The organism is Aliidongia sp. (assembly GCF_035943795.1).
In the GTDB taxonomy this organism is placed as follows: Bacteria; Pseudomonadota; Alphaproteobacteria; order ATCC43930; family CGMCC-115725; genus Aliidongia.
Window position 1 is genome coordinate 14,606 of sequence record NZ_DASZBY010000095.1, and the last position, 19,783, is coordinate 34,388.

Here is a 19,783-nt window from a genome sequence, read left to right on the forward strand (position 1 = left end):
TCCGGGCTTCAGCGCTCGGAGAGGGCGAGTTCGAACCTCGTCCTTTCCGACGCGCGGGCGCCGTGCCGCCGATAGAACGCGATCGCCTGCTCGTTCCAGGCCGGCGTCCACCATTGCACCGTCTCGAGCTGCCGCGCGCGGGCTTCTCCACAGACGGCATCCAACAGCGCGGCACCGATCCCGGCGCCGCGATGGGAATCCTCGATGTAGAGGCAGTCCAGATGCAGGAACTGCCGGGCCGACCAGGTCGAGAATTCCACGGCGCCGGCGGCGAAGCCGATGATTTCATCGCCGACTTCCGCCACCCAGGCGAGTGCCCGGGGTTCGGCTGAGAACAACGCCACCTCCAGACGCTCGCCGTGCCCGGCCGGATCGTGGCCGGCCCGCTCGAAACCGGCATGCGCGGCGCAGAGGCGGACCAGCGCCGCCAAGTCCGGCGGCGCCGCCCGCCGGATGCCCGGCTTCGGCTCAGACGGTCTCAAGGCTGCGGGCCAGCTCGAAGCCTTCGTCCAGCCAGCCGGTGATGCCGCCGACCATCAGCTTGACCGGCCGGCCCAGGCGCGCCAGGCGGATCGCGCCGCGCGCAGCACCGTTGCAATGGGTTCCGGCACAATAGACGACGAACAGCGTGTCGTCGGGATAGGACTCCATCTTGCTGGCGATGATCTTGCCGTGGGGCAGGCTGATGGCGCCCGGCACGTGCCCCTGGTCGAACAGCGCGTGGCTGCGCACGTCGAGCAGGACGAAATCCGGCGCGCCGCCCTTCAGCGCGGCATGGACGTCCGAGCAGTCGGTCTCGAACGCGAATTCATCCTCGAAATGCTTCAGGGCTTCGGCGGAAGGGGCGGCGGGAACGGCGGTGACGTTGGACATGGGGAAATCTCCAGGGCGTTTGAATGCACCGGAAGATGCCGATGGTTCACGATTGCCGCGAGTGGCGTAACTGCCTATCATCGTCAACATCATGCCAAACGAAAATCCGCCACCGGCACCCACTGGTCCCCTCGTCGCCGCACTCGCCTATGACGGGCTCTGCGCGTTCGAATATGGCATCGCGGTCGAGGTGTTCGGCCTGCCGCGCCCCGAGATGGGGTCGGACTGGTACCGGTTCATGACCGTGGCGGCCGAGCCGGGACCCCTGCGGGCGGCAGGCGGGCTGACGGTCCAGGCGGGAATCGGCCTCGAAGGCCTGCTGGCGGCGGACCTCATTATCGTGCCGGGCTGGCGCGGGGCGGGGTCGGATCCGTCACCGGCGGTAGTGGAGGCGTTGCGCCAGGCCCATGCCCGCGGGGCGCGGCTGATGTCGATGTGTTCCGGCGTGTTCGTGCTGGCAGCGACCGGCCTGCTCGACGGGCGGCGGGCGACCAGCCATTGGCGCTATGCCGACGTGATCCGCCAGCGCTGGCCGCAGATCGAATTCGATGCCGACGTGCTCTATGTCGACGAGGGCGACGTGCTGACCTCGGCCGGCAGTGCGGCGGGCCTGGATCTGGCGCTCTACGTGGTGCGGCGCGACTTCGGTCCGGAAGCGGCGAACAAGGTCGCGCGGCGGCTGGTGCTGCCGGCCCATCGCAACGGCGGCCAGCGGCAATATGTCGAGCGCCCAGTGCCGGCGCGCGAGGGGGCGCGGCTGTCGGACCTGATCGCCGACATGCGCGCCCGGCTCGACCATCCGTTCACGGTCGGCGAGTTGGCCGGATTGGCGGCGATGAGCGAGCGAACATTCAACCGGCGCTTCCTCGAGACGACGGGCGAGACGCCGGCGGCATGGCTGGCCGCCGCCCGGGTCGATCGCGCGCGCGAACTACTCGAATCCCGGGACATTCCGATCGACGAGCTGGCCGAATTGAGCGGGTTCGGCAGCGCCGCGACCTTGCGCCATCATTTCCGGCGCCGATTGAACATCAGCCCGACCGATTACCGCGCTTCGTTCGGACGGCCCGGCTCGCCGGGTTGACGTGCCCGGTCTATTCCCCTACCCGTCGAACCGGGCGGCGGCGATTATTTCCTCTTTCCCGTCGTAACCACGCTGCGCATGATCGGGTGCGGGATCGTCGAGCCAACCCGAGGGTGATCGTTCAATGCTCATAGTCCGCCGTCTGCTTCGTCTGGCCCTTCGCCGGTGGGCCGATCTGACCAACGTGGCGAAGCTGGTCGGTTCCCTCAGTGCGATCATCGGCTTCGCGACGGCGAGCATCACCGGCTACAACGCGATCGACAACTATTTCGGGCACCGGAGCGAGGCACGAGCCGCCGTCGCGGCGGCGGATCGCCAATTGTCCGCTGGCGAATACCACCAAGCCTGGCAGGCCAATGCCGCAGCGCTCAAGATCGACCCGTCGAACAAGGCGGCCAAGCGTCAGCAGGTCGCCATCGCCTTGCGCTGGCTCGAAGACCTGCAACCAGATCCCATCGCCAACCATCAGTCGTTCGCCGAGGCCGTCGATCCGTTGGAACAGGTTCTGGTCTGGAACGAGACCGGTGCCCAGGGTGCCGCCTTGGCCGATCTGCAGGCGCACATCGGCTGGGCGCACTTCCTGCGCAGCCGTGACGGCAGCGCCCCCGTCGACATCGACCAGGAATACGATCATGCGCTGCGCGCCGATCCGCAGAACATGTACGGCCACCTGTACCGGGGCTACTGGACGGTGTGGCAGCACCGTCCGCTGGCCGAGGCGCGCGGCGATCTGGATGCCGCCTTTGCCAGCGGCGTCGATCCGGCTTATTCCGACCGGGTCATCATTGCCGGCCTGTTCACGTCGGCAGACGACGGCAACAGGACTGCGCCGGTCGACTATGCGAACCGTATCCGCAAGGCCGGACGCGACGTCACCGGGCACTGGGGGCGGGCCGATATCCTGAAGATCTATGAAATGGGCCTGACCGACATGGATTTTCTGGACCAGGTGGTGGCAACCATCCCGTTGGACGAGCATCCGGCCCTGCTCGACTGGATACTGGGCGGGCGCCTCGATGCCGACCGCCGTCCCAATGCGGACGTGATCAAGGCCTATATTCTCGAGCGGCAAGGCAAGACCGCCGAGGCGTCGCAAGCGTATCGGCAAGTCCTGGCACGGGCACCGTCCGACCGTTACGAGGCCGGTACTTTCGCAAGCCAGAGGCTGAAACGGCTCAACCCGGGAAAGCCCGCCAAGTAGGACCTGTCGGCAGCGATCGGCGTAGCGGCATCCTCAACGGTAGCGGCGTTCCAGCTCGTCGTATTTCGGCTTGTCGACCGCACGCTGCCGCACGTCGAACCCGGCCAACCGATCGGCGACCGAGGCCAGCGAGCCCTCGCGCTTCAGCGCATCGAGCACGTCGTGCGAGGCTTTCAGCGCCGCTTGCAGCGACGCGTTGGCATAGAGCACGCAGCCGAAGCCCAGTTCGGCGAATTGCGCCTGGCCCAGCTCCGGGGTCAGGCCGCCGAACACGATGTTGGCGACCTGCGGGACGGGCAGGGCCCTGGCGATCTGGGCCAACTCGTCGGCCGAGGTTGGCGCCTCGACGAAGGTCACGTCGGCCCCGGCCTCGATCATGGCGCCGGCCCGGTCGATCGCGGCCTGCAGGCCCAGGATCGCGCGCGCGTCGGTGCGGGCGACGATCTGCAGGTCGCCGTCGCGCCGCGTGTCGACGGCCGCCTTGACCTTGGCGACCATCTCCTCCAGCGGCACGACTTCCTTGCCGGCGAAATGGCCGCATTTCTTCGGAAACACCTGGTCCTCGATCTGCAGCCCGGCAGCACCGGCGCGCTCCAGCACCTTGACCGTGCGCACCATGTTGACCGCGTTGCCGAAGCCGGTGTCCGCATCGACCAGCAGCGGCAGCGCCACGGCATCGGCGATTGCCGCCACATGATTGGCGATCTCCGTCAAGGTGGTCAGGCCGATGTCCGGCGCGCCCAGGTACATGTTGGCGACGCCGGCACCGGTGACATACACCGCCTCGTAGCCCAGATCCTCGATGACGCGGGCGAACAGGCCGTTCGCCGCCCCGGCCAGGATGGTCGCCTGGCGTTTGGCGAGGATGGATTTGAGCGCTGTCGTCGGCTTGGTCATGATCGTTCTCTCGCTAGCTATTCCGCGGCCTCGGCGGCCGGATCGCGGAAGCGCGTGCGCAGCGCGTCCCAATCATCCGCGCCGAACCGCCGGAAGCCGTCCTTCACGTCACTGTCGAACAGTGGGGTCGGATGGCGGTGATGTTCCTTCAATGAGGCGAGGGCGGCATCGCAGGCGCCATAGACCGTCTTCAGCAACATGCCCGGCAGGATCGTCAGGCGATAGCCCATCGCCTGTGCGTCGCGCATGTCGACTTGCGGGGTCTTGCCGCGCCAGACCGCGTTCAGCAGGCACGGCCCCTTCACCTGCTGCGGCACGAGGCGCACTTCCTCGATCGACTGCGGGCTTTCGACGAAGCCGATGTCGGCGCCGGCTTCGAGGGCGGCGTTGACGCGCTTGACCGCCTCGTCGAAGCCGGCGACCGAGCGCGCGTCCGAGCGGGCGATGATGACGAAGTCCGGATCGCGGCGCGTCGCGACGGCGGCGCGGATCTTCGCCACGTAATCTTCGATCGAGATCAACTCCTTGCCTTCGAGGTGGCCGCAGCGTTTCGGCGAGACCTGGTCCTCGATATGGATGCCGGCGGTGCCGGCGCGCTCATGCTCCTGCACGGTGCGCACGACGTTCAGCTCGTTGCCGTAGCCGGTGTCACCGTCGGCGATCAGCGGCAGCTTCATGGCCGCCGTCATCCGCGCCGCATTGCCGACCATCTCGGTCATGGTCAGCAACCCATAGTCCGGCAGCCCGAACGACGCGGCCGTGCCGGCGCCGGTCATGTAGGCGGCCGAATAGCCGGCCTGCTCGATCAGGCGCGCGGTGATGCCGTCATAGGCGCCGGGGGCGATCAGCATGTCCGGGCCGGCGAGAAGCTGCCGCAGGCGTGTCGTCGTTCTCATGAGGACTTCTCCTTCAGGCCTTGCGATGGGTGAACCGGCGGCTGAGCCGCAGCATCGCCATGTTCGCCCCGATGGCGATGATGACGATCAGCAGGACGACCGCGGTCGACAGCGGGATGTTGTGCTGGGCCATGCCGCTGACCAGCAGAAAGCCCAGGCCGCGCTGGGAGGAAAACATCTCGCCGATCAGCACGCCCAGCAGGCTCAGGGAAAAGCTGAGCCGCAGGCCGCTGATGATGTCGGGCAGGCAGGCCGGCACCAGGATCCAGGCCATGGTCTTGCCGGGCGGCAGCCGCAGCACCCGTGCCGTCCGCAGCAAGGTCGCCGGCAGGTTGCGCACGGCGCCCAGGGTCAGGAGCGTGATCGGCACCAGCCCGTGCATGACGCCGAACGCGACCTTGGCCGAGGTGCCGAGACCGAAGATCAGCAGGACGACCGGATAGAGCGTCACCTTGGGAATGGTGTAGAAGCCGGCCAGCACCGGCTCGGCCACGTCGCCGGCGAAGCGGCGCAGGCCGAACACCAGGCCCAGCCCAAGTCCCAGGACTGCCGAAATCGCGAAGGCCATCAGGAACGCCGCCATGGTCGCCGCCACATGGCCCCAAAAGCCCGACTGTGTCATGAGGTCGGCCAGGTAGAGGAACGTCTGCAGCGGCGGCGAGACCGCGACGCCCTGGGTCCAGCTGCCGACCGCCTGCCACAGGCCCAGCATCAGCAGCAGCAATATCAGGGAATCCAATGCTTTGGTGCCGCGACGCGCGCGCTGCGGCGGGGGGCTTTCCAGCGCCATGTCGCTCATCGGCCGGCCCGACGGCGCGCCAGCCGGCCCTCCCAGCTGTACAGGCAGCCGTTGGCGACGACGGCGACCAGCAGCACGAACAGCATCAGCCCGTACATGGCGCGATTGTCGAAGCTCTGGTAGGCGAAGGAGATGGCATAGCCGAGGCCGGTGGCCGACAGCAGGAACTCGCCGGCGATGACGCCGATCAGCGCGTAGCTGAGCGCCAGCTTGAAGCCGGTGAACAGGCGCGGCAGCGCCGCCGGCAGCACGATCCAGCAGAAAGTGCGTCCGGGCCCCAGCCGCTGGGCACGCGCCAGCTTCAAGAGCACGCGCGGCACCCCGTCCAGGCCGGCGAGCGTGCTCATCATCACGGCCGGCGTCGCCGACAGTACGCCCAGCACGACCAGCGGCGTCTTGCCGAGCGCGAACAGCGCCACCAGCAGCGGATAGAAGATGAAGGTCGGCACGGAATAGTAGGAAGCCAGCAGCGGATCCACCACGTCGCGCAGGCGCGAGGAGCGATGGAGCAGCGCGCCGCTGGCCGTGCCCAAGGCCACCGCCAGCACGAAGGCGGTCGCGATGGTCGAAAAGGTCTGGATCATGTTGTCGTCGAGGTCGCCGGAGCCGACATGCTCGATCATCGAGGCGACCATGTCGCTGGGCGGAATGACCGTCAGCGGGTTGATGACGCCGATGCGGCACAGGATTTCGAGCAGGAGGACGCAGCCGGCCAGCACGGCAACCCGCACGGCGAGGACGGCGCGCCCCCGGGTCACGCCACCCGTCCTAAGGTCTTCATCGATTCCTCACGCAGCGACAGCCACAGCCGCGAGGTCAGCGCGCCGAAATTCGGGTCGGACACGATGCGGCTGTCGCGTTCGCGCGGCCAGCCGGTTTCGACCAGGTCGATGAAGCGCCCGGGCCTGGCGCTGATCACGCCGACCCGGTCGGACAGCACCGCCGCCTCGTCGAGCGCGTGGGTGATCAGCAGCACGGTGGCGCCCGTTTCGCGCCATAGGCGCAGCAGCTCGTCGCCCATCAGCAGCCGGGTCTGCTGGTCGAGCGCCCCGAACGGCTCGTCCAGCAGGATCAGGCGCGGCCGCAGCACCAGTGTGCGGGCGATGCAGACGCGCTGGCGCATGCCGCCCGACAGCTGCGCCGGGTAGTGATCGGCGAATTGCGCCAGGCCCATGAAGGCGATGGCATGGTCGACCCGCTCGTCGATCTCCCGTTGCGGCAGGATCGACATGCGCAGGCCGAACGCGATGTTCTGGCGCACGGTGAGCCAAGCCAGGCTGGCATCCTCCTGGAACACCACGCCGATGCCGTCGGGCACCTCGCCGTGCAGTTCCTTGCCTTCGAAGCTGACCGTGCCGCTGGTCGGGCTGGCGAGGCCGCACAGCACGTCGAGCAGGGTCGACTTGCCGCAACCGGAGGGACCCACCACCGAGAAGAATTCGCCGCGCGCCAGGTCCAGGTCGATCGGACCCAGCGCATGGACCGGGGGCGGCCCTTCATAGCGCCGCACCACCCCCCGCATCACGACATGCGGCGTGTCGCTCATTTGGACGCCCGCAGGTCCGTCGGCAGGAACGCCGTATCCACGTATTTCGGCCAGTCGACCTTGTCCTTCAGCTGCCCGGTGATCTGCAGCCCCTCGACCATATGGTCCATCGCCTCGTAGTCGAGGCCGCCGTCGCTCCAGTAGTTCTCCTTGACCAGTTCCTTCATATGAGTGCGGAACAGGTCCTTGTTCGGATTGTTGTAGGCCTTGGCGGTGATGTCGGCCGCCTCGTCCGGATGCTCGCGGGTATAGACGAGACCGGCCCTGCGGCCCGCAATCAGCGCCTTGATGGCATCGGGATGGGCCTTGGCATACTCGGTGGTCGTTACCAGCACCGTCTGCATCATCTTGGGCGACATGACGTCCCGGACGTAGAACAGCGGGCGGGAGATTTCCTTGTTTTGCGCGTAGATCAGCTCGTCGGAAAAGCCGGCATCGACGGCGCCGCTGGTCACGGCCGAAAGGTTGGCACCCAGGTCGCCGGCCGGCACCAGTTTCACCTGGCTCTGGGTCATGCCGTTGGCCTTCAAGGCCATCAGGATGATCATGTTGCTGACCGAGGCCGGCGAGGTATAGGCGATCTGCTTGCCGACCAGGTCCTTGATGCTCTTCAGCGGCGAATCCTTCTTTACCAGCCACACCTGATCAGCGACGCTCTGGGTGCCGGCGCCGACGATGACCAGCGGCTGCCCGGCATTGACCGCCTGCACCGCGGCCGCGAGCGAGACTTCGCCGAACGGAATGTCGCCGGCAAGCGTGTTGCGGATCGCCGTGCCGCCGCCGGCGGCGGTCAGGATGCCGGTGACGTCGATGCCCCTTTCCTTGAAGAAGCCCTTGTCCATGGCGACCGCGTAGGGCACGCCGTAGAACTGGCCGCCCCAGTGAGTCACGGTGATGGTTTCGGCCTGGGCCATTGGCACATGCGCCGTGATCAGACTGGCGGCCAGCCCCAGGGCGAGGCCGAACCGCGTTACCATCGTTCCCTTGAACATCCTGTTCCTCCCCTTCGTCGGGCGTCCGATTGAGTTTCGGTTCGCCTCGTTCAGCAGATCTTCAATCGTGTGCGATCGCGGTCCTCGCGGGGGTGCCGCTCTCGGCGACGGCGATCGCCTCCAGGCTGCGCCCGTTGGTCTCGATCTTGTAGAACCAGGCGAGCAGGGCCAGCACGACGAGCGCTGCCGAGATGCCGCTGACGACGAACGAGACGCCGCCCGCGTTGAACAGTTCGACGACGCCGAATGGCACGAAGATGGTCGTGATGCGCCCGACCGTGCTGGCGATGCCGTTGCCGCGCATGCGGACCGAGGTCGGGAACAACTCCGGCACGTAACCGGCAACGATGACCGCGACCATGAAATAGATCAGCGAGAACATCAGGAAGCCGAACAGGATGGCGAATTCCTGCGATGGCGCATTGGCGAAGGCCGGGCCGCAGATTGCCGCCAGCAGGGCCGCGATGATGATCGAGGGCCGCCGGCCGATGCGGTCGGTCAACAGCCAGCCGATCGCGGCGCCGGTCGGCCCGCCGAACGACATCAGCACGGTCTGGCCCAGCGACCGGTTGATCGCCATGCCATGCTGGACCAGGAACGTGGGCACCCACGCGACGAAACCGTAGATCGCGATGCCCAGCACGATCTGCATGATCGATCCGACGATCGCCGGCTTGACGAAAGCGGGGCTGGTCAGGCTGATCCGCTCCGCCTCGGCCTCGCGCACGAAGGCCGGCGCCGCGTCGACCGGGATGCCGGCCTCGACCTCGACCTGGCGGACGATCGCGTCCGCTTCGGCGATCCGGCCTTTGGCCTCCAGCCAGCGCGGCGATTCCGGCATGGCCTTGCGCAGCCACAGCACGAAGAACGCGCCCAGCCCGGCGATGACGAACATCGGGCGCCAGCCGAAGGCGGGGATGACGAGCCAGCTGATCAGGGTCGAGGCGAACAGGCCGAAGTTGGTGACCAGCGACAGCAGCGCCGCCCAGCGCCCGCGATGGACCGGCGGCATGAACTCCAGCATGGTCGCATAGCCGATCACGATCTCCGCGCCCAGGCCGATGCCGGTGACGAAGCGCGCGCCGATCAGCCAATCCATGTCCGGGGCGGCGGCACAGGCGAGCGAGGCGATGCCGAAGATGCCCAGGTTGAACTGATAGGTGAAGCGCCGGCCATAGCGGTCGCCCAACCAACCGGCGCCGGCCGCCCCGATGACCATGCCGATGAAGGTGGCCGAGATGAAACGTGCGTTCAGCGGAATACTGGACCAGCCGTTATGCACCAGTTCGCCCAGCACCGAGCCCGCCAGGTAGATGTCGAAGCTGTCGAAGAACATGCCGGCGCCGATCAGCCACAGCAGGCGGCGATGGAACGGCAGGACCGGAAGCCGATCGAGCCGCTGGGCGATGGAGCCGCGCATCGGCATCACTCCTTATGGCGGTCGGCAAGGCCGTGGCGCTGCTCGAAGGCATGCACAGCCGGAAAGCCCATCAGATCGTTCATTTCCGAGAACGGCAGCATCGGCACCTCGGCGCCCGTGCCGATGCCGGCGCTCTTCAAGTGGCGGTAGCAGCTTTGCAGCGCGCCGGCGGCGGTCAGGAAGCCGCTGCCGGGATAGAGCGCGATCTTGAAGCCCATGCCGGCCAGCTCATCGGTCGAGAGGTAGGGTGTTCGCCCGCCCTCGACCATGTTGGCCAGCAGCGGCACGCCCTTGAACGTCTCGGCGACGCGGCGCAACTCCTCCAGGCTTTCCGGGCTCTCGACGAACAGCACGTCGGCCCCGGCCTCGAGAAAGCCCTCGGCCCGGCGCAGGGCCGAATCCAGCCCCTCGGCATAGCGCGCGTCGGTGCGGGCGACGATCAGGAAGTCGCGGCTCGGCCGGGCGTCCACGGCGACGCGGATCTTGGCGATGGCGTCCTCGGCCGGAATGACCCGGCGGAATTCGGTATGGCCGCATTTCTTCGGGAATTCCTGGTCTTCCAACTGGATGCCCGAGGCGCCGGCGGCGGCATAGCCGCGCACGGTGCGGTCGACGTTCAGCAACCCGCCATAGCCGGTGTCGCCATCGGCGATGAACGGCAGGCTGCTGGCGCCGGCGATGCAGCGCACCCGGTCCAGCATCTCGGTGAAGGTCGCAGTCCCGGCATCGGCCACGCCCAGCGCCGAGGCGACGACGCCATAGCCGGTCATGTAGAGCGCGTCGAAGCCGCAGCGGGCGGCCATGCGGGCGGAAATCCCGTCATAGACGCCGGGCAGGGTCAGGCAGCCGTCCTGTTCGAGCAAGGCGCGCAGCTTCTTCGGTTCGGCCAAGGGTTCCTCCGTCGTTCGTTCAAGGCACGCTCGGTGCCGCCCAGGGGCGGGCCTGCCGATCCTGCGCACAGAATCTTTCGATCTCGACCGACTGGCCGAACGTCAAGTCGATGTCGTCCCAGCCATTCAGCAACTGCTTCTTCCACACCGGGTCGATGGTGAAGGGCACCACCAGATTGCCGGCCACGATGGTCTGGCTTTCCAGGTCGACGGTCACCGGGCGCTCTGCGACCATGGCACCAGCCGAGAGCAAGCGCTCGGCATCCTCCTCGGTGACCTGGGCCGGCAGCAGGCCGTTCTTGACGGCGTTCGAGGCGAAGATGTCGCCGAAGCTGGGTGCGATCACGGTGCGGATGCCGAAATCGGCCAGCGCATAGACCGCGGCCTCCCGCGAGGAGCCACAGCCGAAATTGCGCCGGGCGACGATGACCTCGCAACGGGCATGGGCGGGATCGTTCAGCGGGAAGTCGCGCTTCGTCCCGTCGGCCTCGACGCGCAGGTCGTGGAACAGGAAGGCGCCATAGCCTTCGGAACGCGGCCGGCGCATGAAGCGGGCCGGGATCAACTGGTCCGTGTCGATGTTGGGGATCGGCAGCGGACAGGCCGGCGCGGTCAGGTCCTTGAACGGGCGCATGGGATCCTCACTCCGCCTGCAGGCGGCGGACGTCGGTCAGGTGGCCGGTCACCGCCGCCGCCGCCGCCATGGTCGGCGACATCAGGTGCGTTCGGCTGCCCGGCCCCTGCCGGCCCTTGAAATTCCGGTTGGTGGTCGACGCGCAGCGCTCGCCGGCGGGCACCGTGTCGCCGTTCATGCCGACGCACATGGAACAGCCGGATTCACCCCATTCCAGCCCCGCGTCGCGGAAGATCCGGTCGAGCCCTTCCTCCTCGGCTTGGCGCTTGATGTTGGCCGATCCGGCCGACACCAGTCCCGGCACGCGCGACCGCCGGCCGTTGAGGATCGAGGCGGCGGCGCGCAGGTCCTCGATGCGGCTGTTGGTGCAGGATCCGATGAACACCCGGTCGATGCGGATGTCGCTGATCGGCTGGCCCGGCCGCAGGTCCATGTAGCGCAGCGCCTCGCGCATCGCCTGCGCCTTGTTCGCGTCGGCGACCTGGTCGGGATCGGGGATGGCGGACGTGATCGCAGCCGCCTGTTCCGGCGTGGTGCCCCAGGTCACCGTCGGCGCGATGGCCGCGGCATCGAGCGTCACTTCGCGATCGAAACGCGCGTCCGCGTCGGTCTGCAGGTGCCGCCAATCCTCGACCGCTTGCTCGAAGGCGTCACCTTTCGGCACGAACGGCCGACCGCGCAGGAAGGCGTAGGTCGTCTCGTCGGGCGCGATCATGCCCAACCGCCCGCCGGCCTCGATCGACAGGTTGCACAGGGTCATGCGGCCTTCCATCGACAGCGCGCGGATGGCACTGCCGGCATATTCGATGGCATGACCCTGGGCGCCGTCCGCGCCGATCGTCGCGATGATGGTCAGCGCGATATCCTTGGCGCCGATGCCGGGCGGCAGGGTGCCCTCGACCGAAATGCGCATGCGCTTCGGCCGCTTCTGCCACAGGGTCTGGGTCATCAGCACATGGGCCACTTCCGAGGCCCCGATGCCGAACGCATAGGCGCCGAACGCACCATGGGTCGAAGTGTGGCTGTCGCCGCAGACCAGCAGGACGCCCGGCACGGTCAGGCCCTGCTCCGGCATGGCGACATGGACGATGCCCTGGCGCGGGTCGAACTGGCCGAACGACAGGAAGCCATAATCGCGGGCGTTGCGCGCGAGCTGCTCGATCATGCCGGCCGCCTCGGGGTTGGCGGCGGTGCTGGCGGCGCGCGTCGGCACGTAATGGTCGGCGATGCCGAATGTCAGGTCCGGCCGCGCCAGCCTGGCGCCGCGATCCTTCAGTTGGTTGAAGGCGTGGAACGAGCCCTCGTGCAGGATATGCCGGTCGATGAACAGCAGGGTCTGGCCATCTTCCCGCATGGCGACGGCATGGGTGTTCCAGAGCTTGTCGATGAGGGTCGCCGGGACGCGTTCCGTCATGTCGCTATCGCTCCCTAGGCTCGTCGCGATGCCTTGTGGCATCTTTGGATTGTCTGGCTGACGTGCTGGATTTGTATTATGGACTATACATCTGCAGGTCCTATGCGCAAGGGGGTTGTATGGCGGGGTTCGAGCCATCGAAGACGCAGCTGGTCTATCTGGCGCTGCGCGACCGGATCGCCAATGGCCGCCTGGATTCCCAGGGGGCGCTGCCGGGCGAACAGGCGCTCGCGGTCCAGCATGGCGTCTCGCGTGTGACGGTTCGCCGCGCGCTGGCCGAGCTGGAGAAGGAAGGCCTGATCACTCGTCGCCAGGGCGCCGGCACCTTCGTGGTCGAAGGGGGCGCCAAGCCGATCGTGGCCGACCTGTCGAACGTGCTGGCGAACATCGTCGCGATGGGGCGGGAGACCGCGGTCCGGCTGCTGGAGTTCGCCTATCGCGATCCGCCTGCCGCCATCGCCCAGGCCTTGAAGCTCGCTTCCGGGGAAAAGACCCAGTTTTCCGTGCGCGTCCGCCTGATCGACAGCCAGCCCTTCGCCCATCTGACGACCGATGTGCCGGAGCGGATCGGCGTCACCTATACCGAGGCGGATCTCGCGACCCGCCCATTGCTGGCCCTGCTGGAGCGGTCGGGCGTCCAGATCGAGCGCGCGACGCAGGAAATCACCGCCGTGCTGGCCTCACCCGAAATCGCGGCGGCACTCGACGTCGACGTGGGCTCGGCACTGATCGGCATGAAACGAACCGTCTTCGCCTCGGACGGCAGCGGCGTCGAGCATTTGAGCGCGCTCTACCGGCCGGACCGCTACGCCCTGCACATGGACATGGTCCGCACCGGCGATGTTCCGGAGCGGCGCTGGTCGACCGTGCTGTCGCCGGGCAGCCGCCGGAACTCCCGCCGGTCGGCCGGTCGACCGCGGAGCTGATTTCCCAGCGATCGGTGCGCGAGAAAATGCAATTTTGAAATGTGAGATAAATTTGATAAACAGAAATAATTAGTGTTTTCTTGATTGGCGCCCATTGGACGAGATCGACCGCCGTCTCCTCGATATCCTGCAGACCGATGCCAGCCTGTCCGTTGCCCAGATGGCCGAGCGGGTCGGCCTGTCGCCGACGCCCTGCTGGAAGCGGATTCAAAAGCTGGAGAGCACGGGCGTCATCCGCCGCCGGGTGGCGGTGCTCGATCCCAAGCGGATCGGCATGGGCCTCAGCGTCTTCATTGCCATCGAAGCCGGGGATCATACCCCCGAATGGCTGCAGCGCTTCTCCGAGGCCGTGGTGGCGATGCCCGAGGTGATGGAACTGTGCCGCATGGCCGGCGAGGTCGACTACATGCTGCGCGTCGTCGTGGCCGACATGGCGGAGTTCGACGCGTTCTACAAACGCCTGATCCAGGCGGCCCCGCTGAAGAACGTCACCTCGCTGTTCGCGATGGAGCAGTTGAAGCTGACCACCGCCTATCCGCTGCACGGCACCGTGTTCCGCGACCGGCGCGAGGAATGAGGCGGAGCGGCCGGAAGCCCCTCCGCCCTCCCGTCATACCGGACGATCGCCCTTGACCGTCACGCGGAAGCCCGATCGGGTCTGGGGGTAATAGTCCCAGATCGCCAGATGCTGGGTGAAGCGATTGTCCCAGACCGCCACGGATCCCGCCTGCCATTGGAAACGCGTTTGGAAGTCCGGCTTGGCGGCATGCTCGGTCAAAAAGGTCAGCAAGGCCTTGGCTTCGCGATCCGGCAGCCCGTTGATGCGCGTGGTGAAGCCGGCATTGACGAACAGGGCTTTGCGCCCGGTCCCGGGATGGGTGCGCACGACCGGGTGGATGGCGCTCGGATAGGCCTTGCCGGTCTCCGGAATGCCGCGCTTGGCATTGGAGGAACGATAGGACGGTCCGCCGTCGTGCAGCGCGGTCAGCCCGTCCAGATAGGTCTTCAGCCGGGGCGACAGCGCGTCGTAGGCGGCATATTGGCTGGCGAAGATCGTGTCGCCGCCGATGTCGGGCACGGTCTTCAGGTGCAGGATGCTGGCATAGGACGGTTCTTCGTTGCACGACACGTCGGAATGCCAGCGCTCGCCGTTGATCAGTTTCGAATTCTGGTCCGTATGGATCGGCAGGATCTCCGGATGCCCTTCGGGGCCCGGGGTGTTGGGATGGATCGCCAACTCACCGAAGTGCCGGCCGAACTGCTTCGCGCGGTCATAGTCGAGATCCTGATCGCGAAAGAACAGCACGAGATGGGTTTCCAGCGCGTCGTGCAGTTCCGCGACCTGGCGGTTGGTCAGGGTCTGCGACAGGTCGATGCCGCCGACCAGCGCACCGATATGGGGCGAGACCGGCTTTACCTGAATGGTTTCGTAGCTCATGGCGAGGTCCTTCGTTTACGGGGAAACCGCGATCAGGCGGCGGTGGCGATGTCGCGGAGCGGTTGGCGGACGCCCAGGGTGTCGAGGATTTCGTCGCGCAGGCGCAGGAAGGCCGGGGCGGAGCGGTCGCGCTGCCCGTCCAGCTCGACCTCGACGATGCGCGCGATGCGGCCGGGATCCGGCTGCAGCACGATGATGCGATCGGCCAGGAACACGGCCTCGTCGACGTCGTGGGTCACGAGCACCGCCGTCGTGCCCTCGTGCCGCACGATGCGCGCCAGCTCGTCCTGCAACCGCAGGCGCGTCAGCGCGTCGAGCGCGCCCAGCGGCTCGTCCAGCAGCAGGAAGCGCGGCCGGTTGACCAGGGCGCGGGCGATCGCCACCCGCTGCGCCATGCCGCCGGACAATTGGGCGGGCCAGGCGCGGGCGAAGCTCTCGAGCCCGACCAGCTTCAGTTGCTCGGCGACCAGGCGCCGCCGTTCGGCCGCCGGCAGGCCGCTGCGGCGCAGGGCGGCCGCCACATTGTCCTCGGCAGTCAGCCACGGCAGCAGTCGATGGTCCTGGAACACGATGCCGCGATCGAGGTCCGGCTTTACGACCCGACGTCCGTCGAGCCGAACCTCGCCCTGATAATCCGTGTCGAGGCCCAGGATCAGCCGCAGCAGGGTCGACTTGCCGCAGCCGGACGCGCCGACGATGGCGACGAACTCGCCGGTACGGACGGAAAAGGAAATGTCGCGCAGCGCCTCGACCTGCCGGCCGGCGACATCGAAGATCTTGCCGACCTGATCGATTTCCAGCGCCGGTGTCAGGCTGATTTCGTCCAATCGGGCAGGACGGTTCCGCAGGGTCTGGGTCATCGGTTTCTCCATCGTATCGATCGTCGTTCGAGTGCCGCCGCGAGCTGGCTGAACGCGAGGCCGAGGATCGCCAGCACCGTCAATGCGACGATCATCAGGTCGACCTCGAACTTGTCGCGGCCCTCGTTGAGCCGCCCGGCCAGGCCCGGCGCGATGTCGAGGAACAGCTCGGCGCCGACGGTCGCGAGCCAGGCGTAGATCAACGCGCTGCGCAGCCCGGTCAGGATTGCCGGCAAGGCGCCGGGCAGGGCCACGAGCCGCAGGTGGTCGAGCCGGCCGAGCGTCAGCGCGCGGGACAATTCCCGATAGGGTGCGGGAATGGCGGCGGCACCGCGCCAGGCGTTGACCGCGGACGGGGCGAAGGCGGTCATGGCGATGAACGCGACCTTCCCGGCCTCGCCGCCGCCGAACCACATGGACAGGAGCGGCACCCAGGCGAACAGTGCCACCTGGCGATAGGCCAGGAAGATCGGTCCCAGCAGGCGTTCGGCCATGCGCGACAGGCCGAGCAGCAGCCCGAAGGCGAGGCCGGCCGGCGCGCCGATCGCGAAACCGGCGAACGCACGCGACAGGCTGGCCAGCGCGTCCGCCTGGAACGTGCCGCCTTCGAGCTCGGATCGGAACCGCGCCAGAACGTCGGACGGCGGCGGCAGGATATAGGGGGCGACCAGGTGGGCGGCGGCGGCCGCTTGCCAGATCCCGATCAGCAGTAACGGCACCATCAGGCCCAGCAGGACCGGGCGGAGGGTCGACGGCAGCGTGATGCGTCGCGCCGGTCGGATGGGGACGAGGGTGACCTCGCTCATGCTGCATGCGCCTGCCAGCGCAGCAGCCGCCGTTCGACCAGGGCGAGCGCGCCGTTCACCGCCAGCCCGACGATGCCCAGCACCAGCACCATGGCCAACACCAGGTCGAGCTGGAACAATTGGCGGCCGAGCGCGATCAGGTAACCCAGGCCCTCGGACGAGGCGAACAGCTCGGCCGCCACCAGGGTCTGCCAGGCATTGGCCAGGCCTTCGCGCAGGCCGGTGAAGATCGCCGGCACGGCAGCGGGAAAGACGATGCGCGATACGAGATCCCAGCGATCGAAGGTCAGCGCGCGGCCCAGTTCGCGCAGCGGTTCCGGCACGTCGCGGATGCCCTGGGCCACGCCCAGCACGACCGGCACGAAGCTCGCCCACGCGATGACCGTCACCTTCATGGCTTCGTCGATGCCCACGGCCAGGATGACCAGCGGGATCCAGGCGAGGAGCGGGACCTGGGCCAGCAGCAGGAACACGGGGTCGAACAGCTGCCGCAAGGTCCGCGACAGGCCGATCGCGCCCCCGAACCCGAGACCGGCGACGGCGCCCAGCGCGAAACCCTCGCCGACGCGCTGCAGGCTGATCAGCGTGTCGGTCCACAGATCGCCGCTGGCGGCGGTCTCGGTCAGCGCGTCCCAGACCGCGACCGGCGCCGGCAGCAGCTGAGCGGGCAACCAACCCTCAGCGGCACTCAGCCGCCACAGGCCCAGCAGCAGGGCCGGCACCAGCAGGGCGGTGGCCAGACGGCTCATTTCGCGGCCGACCGCGTCTGCTCGACATCGCCCACTGCGGTCTTATGGCCCTCGGCATCGTATTTCGGCCAGAAATTCTCCAGGTTCTGCGCCTTGAGCGCCGCTTCCAGATATTTCGGCTCGAACCAGCTGTCGATGTCGACGTCCTTGCGGATCAGGCCATATTGCCGGACATGGGCCGCCTGGTCGCGGTAGCGGGCTTTCACGTATTCGTCGATCAGCGGCGACAGCCGGTTGGCCAGCCGCTCGTTCTCGAAATCCTCGGCAAAGGCCTGCGGCGGGTAGCCCGCCTTGGCCCAGAGGTCGAACACGGCGCTGCGGTGGGTCTCGTCGGCGCCGAACCGGGCCGCCTTGACGAAGGCATCGACCACGTGCTGCACCAGATCAGAGTGGGCCTGGTCGAACGCCTCGGTGACGAAGATCGCGGAGTGGCGCCCGAAATGCACCGCATCCGCCTTGGAATTATAGGGCAGTTCGACGATGCCGCGGTCGCGCAGGCCCAACAGCTCGATGCCGCCGAACGTGCCGTCGATCTCGCCGGCGTTGAGGGCGGCCAGCGCGCTGCCGATGTCGAGGTTGACGAATTTTGCGTTCCGCTCGCTCAGGCCGTGGGCGGCCAGGATCTTGTCGGCTGCCAGTTGCAGATTGGTGCCCTTGAATTCCGACAAGCGATGGTCGGCCAGATCCTCGACGCGCTTGATGCCGGAATTCGGCCGGACCGCGAGATAGATCGTGTCGCGGACCTTGTCTGTCAGGATGAAGCGCGTCTTCAGCCCGTTGGCGCGCCCGATCATCGACGGCAGGTCGCCCAGGCCGGCGGCGAAGTCAAGATGGCCGGCCGCGAGCGATTCGTTCAGTGCCGGCCCGGCGCCGCGGAAGAAGGTCCATTCGACCGTGACATCGGGATCGTGGGCGAACTCGTCCTCGATGAAATGGCCGGCATGGGCGACGGCGACGATGTCGCCGCTGGCGAACGGGCGGTTGTCGGCGCCGATGCCGGGATAGCCGATACGGATGGTCACGGGATCGGCCGCGGCGGGAACGGCAGCCAGCGCCGTTCCCATCACGAGACCCAGCACGGCGGCTCGCAGGGACGTCTTCATGGCCAAGGTCTTTCCGGTCAGTGGGTCGCCGCGGGCGGCTTCGCGGCCTTGCTGCGCGGGCGGCTGCGCCGGCCGTCGATCGCGACCGGCGCCACGCCGGCGACGGTCACCCGGCGCACGACGCGCGGCTCGTCGCCATAGTCGTTGACGGCGATATGCTGGGTCGCGCGATTGTCCCAGATCAGCACGTCGCCCGCCTGCCAGCGCCAGCGGAACGTGAAGTCGATGCGCGTGACGTGGGCCTGGAACAGGCGGATCAGCAGGTCCGACTGCTCCTGCGAATGGCCCAAGATCCGGCGGACGAAATTGCCGAGGATCAGCGAGCGCTTGCCCGTCTCGGGATGGACATGGACCAACGGATGCTCGGTCTCGTAGACGGTCGAGGTGAAGACCTTGTCATAGACCTCGCGGTCGGCGGCCGAGGCGGCGGGCCGCTCGGCGGCATAGTCGTAGAGATTGCTGTGCAGCGCCCACAGCTGGTCGGCGAGCGCCTGCAACTCCGGCGTCAGGCCGGCGTAGGCGGCCTCGGTATTGGTCCAGATCGTGTCGCCGCCCTGGGGCGGGACCACCACGCCGCGCAGGATGCTGATCGCCGGATAGTCATCGACGAACGTGACGTCGGTGTGCCAGCGATCGGCCCGGCCGCCGCCGCGCGTCGAATTGAGCTCGAGGATCGCCGTCTCCGGCCGGGACGGTTGGGTCGGATGTTCGACCAACGCGCCGAAGCCGCGGGCGAAATCCTGCTGGCCCTGGTCGTCCAGCTGATGCTGGCCGCGGAACGCCAGCACCTTGTAGCGCAGCAGCGCCTGGCGGATCGCCTCCTGGGTGTCGGCCGGCAGATCGCCCGACAGCGCCACGCCGCGGATTTCCGCACCGATCTTGCCGGCGATCGGATGGATGGCGATGTCGTCCCCAAGATCCGCACGATGGTTGGTATTCACGACTTCAGGATTGATCGAGAATTGCGACATGGAGATTCCCTCGGCTGGAAATGGGGAAATGAAGTCGAGACTCAGCGTTCGCCAGAAAATAGGCGGAGACTTCGCGTCTATATCTTGGAAGAACCGGGGAGTATCATTGAGGTTCGTCGGTCTTCATTCGGGAAACGTTACAGAGCGTTCCCTCAGCGATCAATTTCAAAGAAGGCAGTGTTTAGAGACAATCCTTCCCCGCCGGCAAGCCGGCGGAGAATATTTTGCTGCGCTGAAATTTTGATCGGGAGTCGGACGAAGAAACGAGGACCCTCCGGGCACCA

General features: G+C 67.4%; 21 protein-coding genes and 1 pseudogene. 4 read left to right on the plus strand and 18 right to left on the minus strand.

The window, feature by feature from the left end; genetic code table 11:
* Positions 1-8 precede the first annotated feature (8 nt).
* Positions 9-482, minus strand: a complete 474-nt coding sequence (locus tag VGV37_RS17915; protein WP_326881094.1) for a GNAT family N-acetyltransferase — start codon at positions 480-482, stop codon at positions 9-11.
* Positions 469-873: a rhodanese-like domain-containing protein gene (locus VGV37_RS17920; RefSeq protein ID WP_326881096.1), complete on the minus strand. Its 405-nt coding sequence runs from the start codon at positions 871-873 to the stop codon at positions 469-471. The genes VGV37_RS17915 and VGV37_RS17920 overlap by 14 nt, the downstream gene beginning before the upstream one ends.
* Positions 874-964: 91 nt before the next feature.
* On the opposite strand from VGV37_RS17920, the gene ftrA reads away from it, so the two are divergent.
* Both ftrA and VGV37_RS17930 read left to right on the plus strand, forming a co-directional pair.
* Positions 965-1,957: a transcriptional regulator FtrA gene (ftrA, locus tag VGV37_RS17925; RefSeq protein WP_326881097.1), complete on the plus strand. Its 993-nt coding sequence runs from the start codon at positions 965-967 to the stop codon at positions 1,955-1,957.
* Between the two features lie 124 nt (positions 1,958-2,081).
* Positions 2,082-3,158 (plus strand): hypothetical protein, encoded by a 1,077-nt coding sequence (locus VGV37_RS17930; protein ID WP_326881099.1) that lies wholly within the window; start codon positions 2,082-2,084, stop codon positions 3,156-3,158.
* 33 nt (positions 3,159-3,191) lie between these two features.
* On the opposite strand, the gene VGV37_RS17935 is transcribed toward VGV37_RS17930, so the two are convergent.
* The 10 genes from VGV37_RS17935 to leuC all read right to left on the minus strand — a co-directional run bounded on the left by VGV37_RS17935 (position 3,192) and on the right by leuC (position 12,646).
* Positions 3,192-4,055 carry an oxaloacetate decarboxylase gene (locus tag VGV37_RS17935; RefSeq protein WP_326881101.1) on the minus strand — a complete coding sequence of 288 codons (864 nt, stop codon included), beginning with the start codon at positions 4,053-4,055 and terminating at the stop codon, positions 3,192-3,194.
* A gap of 17 nt (positions 4,056-4,072) precedes the next feature.
* Positions 4,073-4,951, minus strand: coding sequence for an isocitrate lyase/PEP mutase family protein (locus tag VGV37_RS17940; protein WP_326881103.1), 879 nt, complete (start codon positions 4,949-4,951; stop codon positions 4,073-4,075).
* A gap of 13 nt (positions 4,952-4,964) precedes the next feature.
* On the minus strand, positions 4,965-5,741 hold the full coding sequence (locus VGV37_RS17945; protein WP_326881104.1) for an ABC transporter permease: 777 nt from the start codon (positions 5,739-5,741) through the stop codon (positions 4,965-4,967).
* A 5-nt stretch (positions 5,742-5,746) separates the two neighbouring features.
* A complete protein-coding gene (locus tag VGV37_RS17950; RefSeq protein ID WP_326881105.1) occupies positions 5,747-6,508 on the minus strand; it encodes an ABC transporter permease in 762 nt (253 codons plus the stop codon).
* Positions 6,505-7,296, minus strand: a complete 792-nt coding sequence (locus VGV37_RS17955) for an ABC transporter ATP-binding protein (RefSeq protein ID WP_326881107.1) — start codon at positions 7,294-7,296, stop codon at positions 6,505-6,507. The genes VGV37_RS17950 and VGV37_RS17955 overlap by 4 nt, the downstream gene beginning before the upstream one ends.
* Positions 7,293-8,288 (minus strand): ABC transporter substrate-binding protein, encoded by a 996-nt coding sequence (locus VGV37_RS17960; RefSeq protein WP_326881109.1) that lies wholly within the window; start codon positions 8,286-8,288, stop codon positions 7,293-7,295. The genes VGV37_RS17955 and VGV37_RS17960 overlap by 4 nt, the downstream gene beginning before the upstream one ends.
* 61 nt (positions 8,289-8,349) lie before the next feature.
* Positions 8,350-9,708: an MFS transporter gene (locus VGV37_RS17965; protein WP_326881110.1), complete on the minus strand. Its 1,359-nt coding sequence runs from the start codon at positions 9,706-9,708 to the stop codon at positions 8,350-8,352.
* Between the two features lie 5 nt (positions 9,709-9,713).
* Entirely contained in the window at positions 9,714-10,598 is an 885-nt protein-coding gene (locus tag VGV37_RS17970) for an isocitrate lyase/PEP mutase family protein (protein ID WP_326881112.1), read from the minus strand.
* 19 nt (positions 10,599-10,617) lie between these two features.
* Entirely contained in the window at positions 10,618-11,232 is a 615-nt protein-coding gene (leuD, locus tag VGV37_RS17975; protein ID WP_326881113.1) for a 3-isopropylmalate dehydratase small subunit, read from the minus strand.
* Positions 11,233-11,239: 7 nt separating this feature from the next.
* Positions 11,240-12,646: a 3-isopropylmalate dehydratase large subunit gene (gene leuC, locus VGV37_RS17980; protein WP_326881114.1), complete on the minus strand. Its 1,407-nt coding sequence runs from the start codon at positions 12,644-12,646 to the stop codon at positions 11,240-11,242.
* A 119-nt stretch (positions 12,647-12,765) separates the two neighbouring features.
* On the opposite strand from leuC, the gene VGV37_RS17985 reads away from it, so the two are divergent.
* The gene (locus VGV37_RS17985; RefSeq protein WP_326881115.1) at positions 12,766-13,572 is read left to right on the plus strand and encodes a GntR family transcriptional regulator; all 807 of its coding nucleotides are present in this window, start codon (positions 12,766-12,768) and stop codon (positions 13,570-13,572) included.
* A 94-nt stretch (positions 13,573-13,666) separates the two neighbouring features.
* Positions 13,667-14,149, plus strand: coding sequence for an Lrp/AsnC family transcriptional regulator (locus VGV37_RS17990; protein ID WP_326881116.1), 483 nt, complete (start codon positions 13,667-13,669; stop codon positions 14,147-14,149).
* Positions 14,150-14,182: 33 nt separating this feature from the next.
* Here the strand turns inward: VGV37_RS17990 and VGV37_RS17995 are convergent, their stop codons facing one another.
* The 6 genes and pseudogenes from VGV37_RS17995 to VGV37_RS18020 all read right to left on the minus strand — a co-directional run bounded on the left by VGV37_RS17995 (position 14,183) and on the right by VGV37_RS18020 (position 19,499).
* Entirely contained in the window at positions 14,183-15,010 is an 828-nt protein-coding gene (locus tag VGV37_RS17995; protein ID WP_326881117.1) for a TauD/TfdA dioxygenase family protein, read from the minus strand.
* 32 nt (positions 15,011-15,042) lie between these two features.
* Positions 15,043-15,753: pseudogene (locus tag VGV37_RS18000) on the minus strand (ABC transporter ATP-binding protein); the annotation flags it as partial.
* Positions 15,754-15,866: 113 nt separating this feature from the next.
* Positions 15,867-16,676, minus strand: coding sequence for an ABC transporter permease (locus tag VGV37_RS18005; RefSeq protein ID WP_326881119.1), 810 nt, complete (start codon positions 16,674-16,676; stop codon positions 15,867-15,869).
* Positions 16,673-17,425, minus strand: coding sequence for an ABC transporter permease (locus VGV37_RS18010; protein ID WP_326881120.1), 753 nt, complete (start codon positions 17,423-17,425; stop codon positions 16,673-16,675). Before VGV37_RS18010 ends, VGV37_RS18005 begins: the two co-directional genes overlap by 4 nt.
* Positions 17,422-18,528 carry an ABC transporter substrate-binding protein gene (locus VGV37_RS18015; protein WP_326881121.1) on the minus strand — a complete coding sequence of 369 codons (1,107 nt, stop codon included), beginning with the start codon at positions 18,526-18,528 and terminating at the stop codon, positions 17,422-17,424. Before VGV37_RS18015 ends, VGV37_RS18010 begins: the two co-directional genes overlap by 4 nt.
* Before the next feature lie 17 nt (positions 18,529-18,545).
* Positions 18,546-19,499: a TauD/TfdA family dioxygenase gene (locus VGV37_RS18020; protein WP_326881122.1), complete on the minus strand. Its 954-nt coding sequence runs from the start codon at positions 19,497-19,499 to the stop codon at positions 18,546-18,548.
* Between the last annotated feature and the right edge of the window lie 284 nt (positions 19,500-19,783).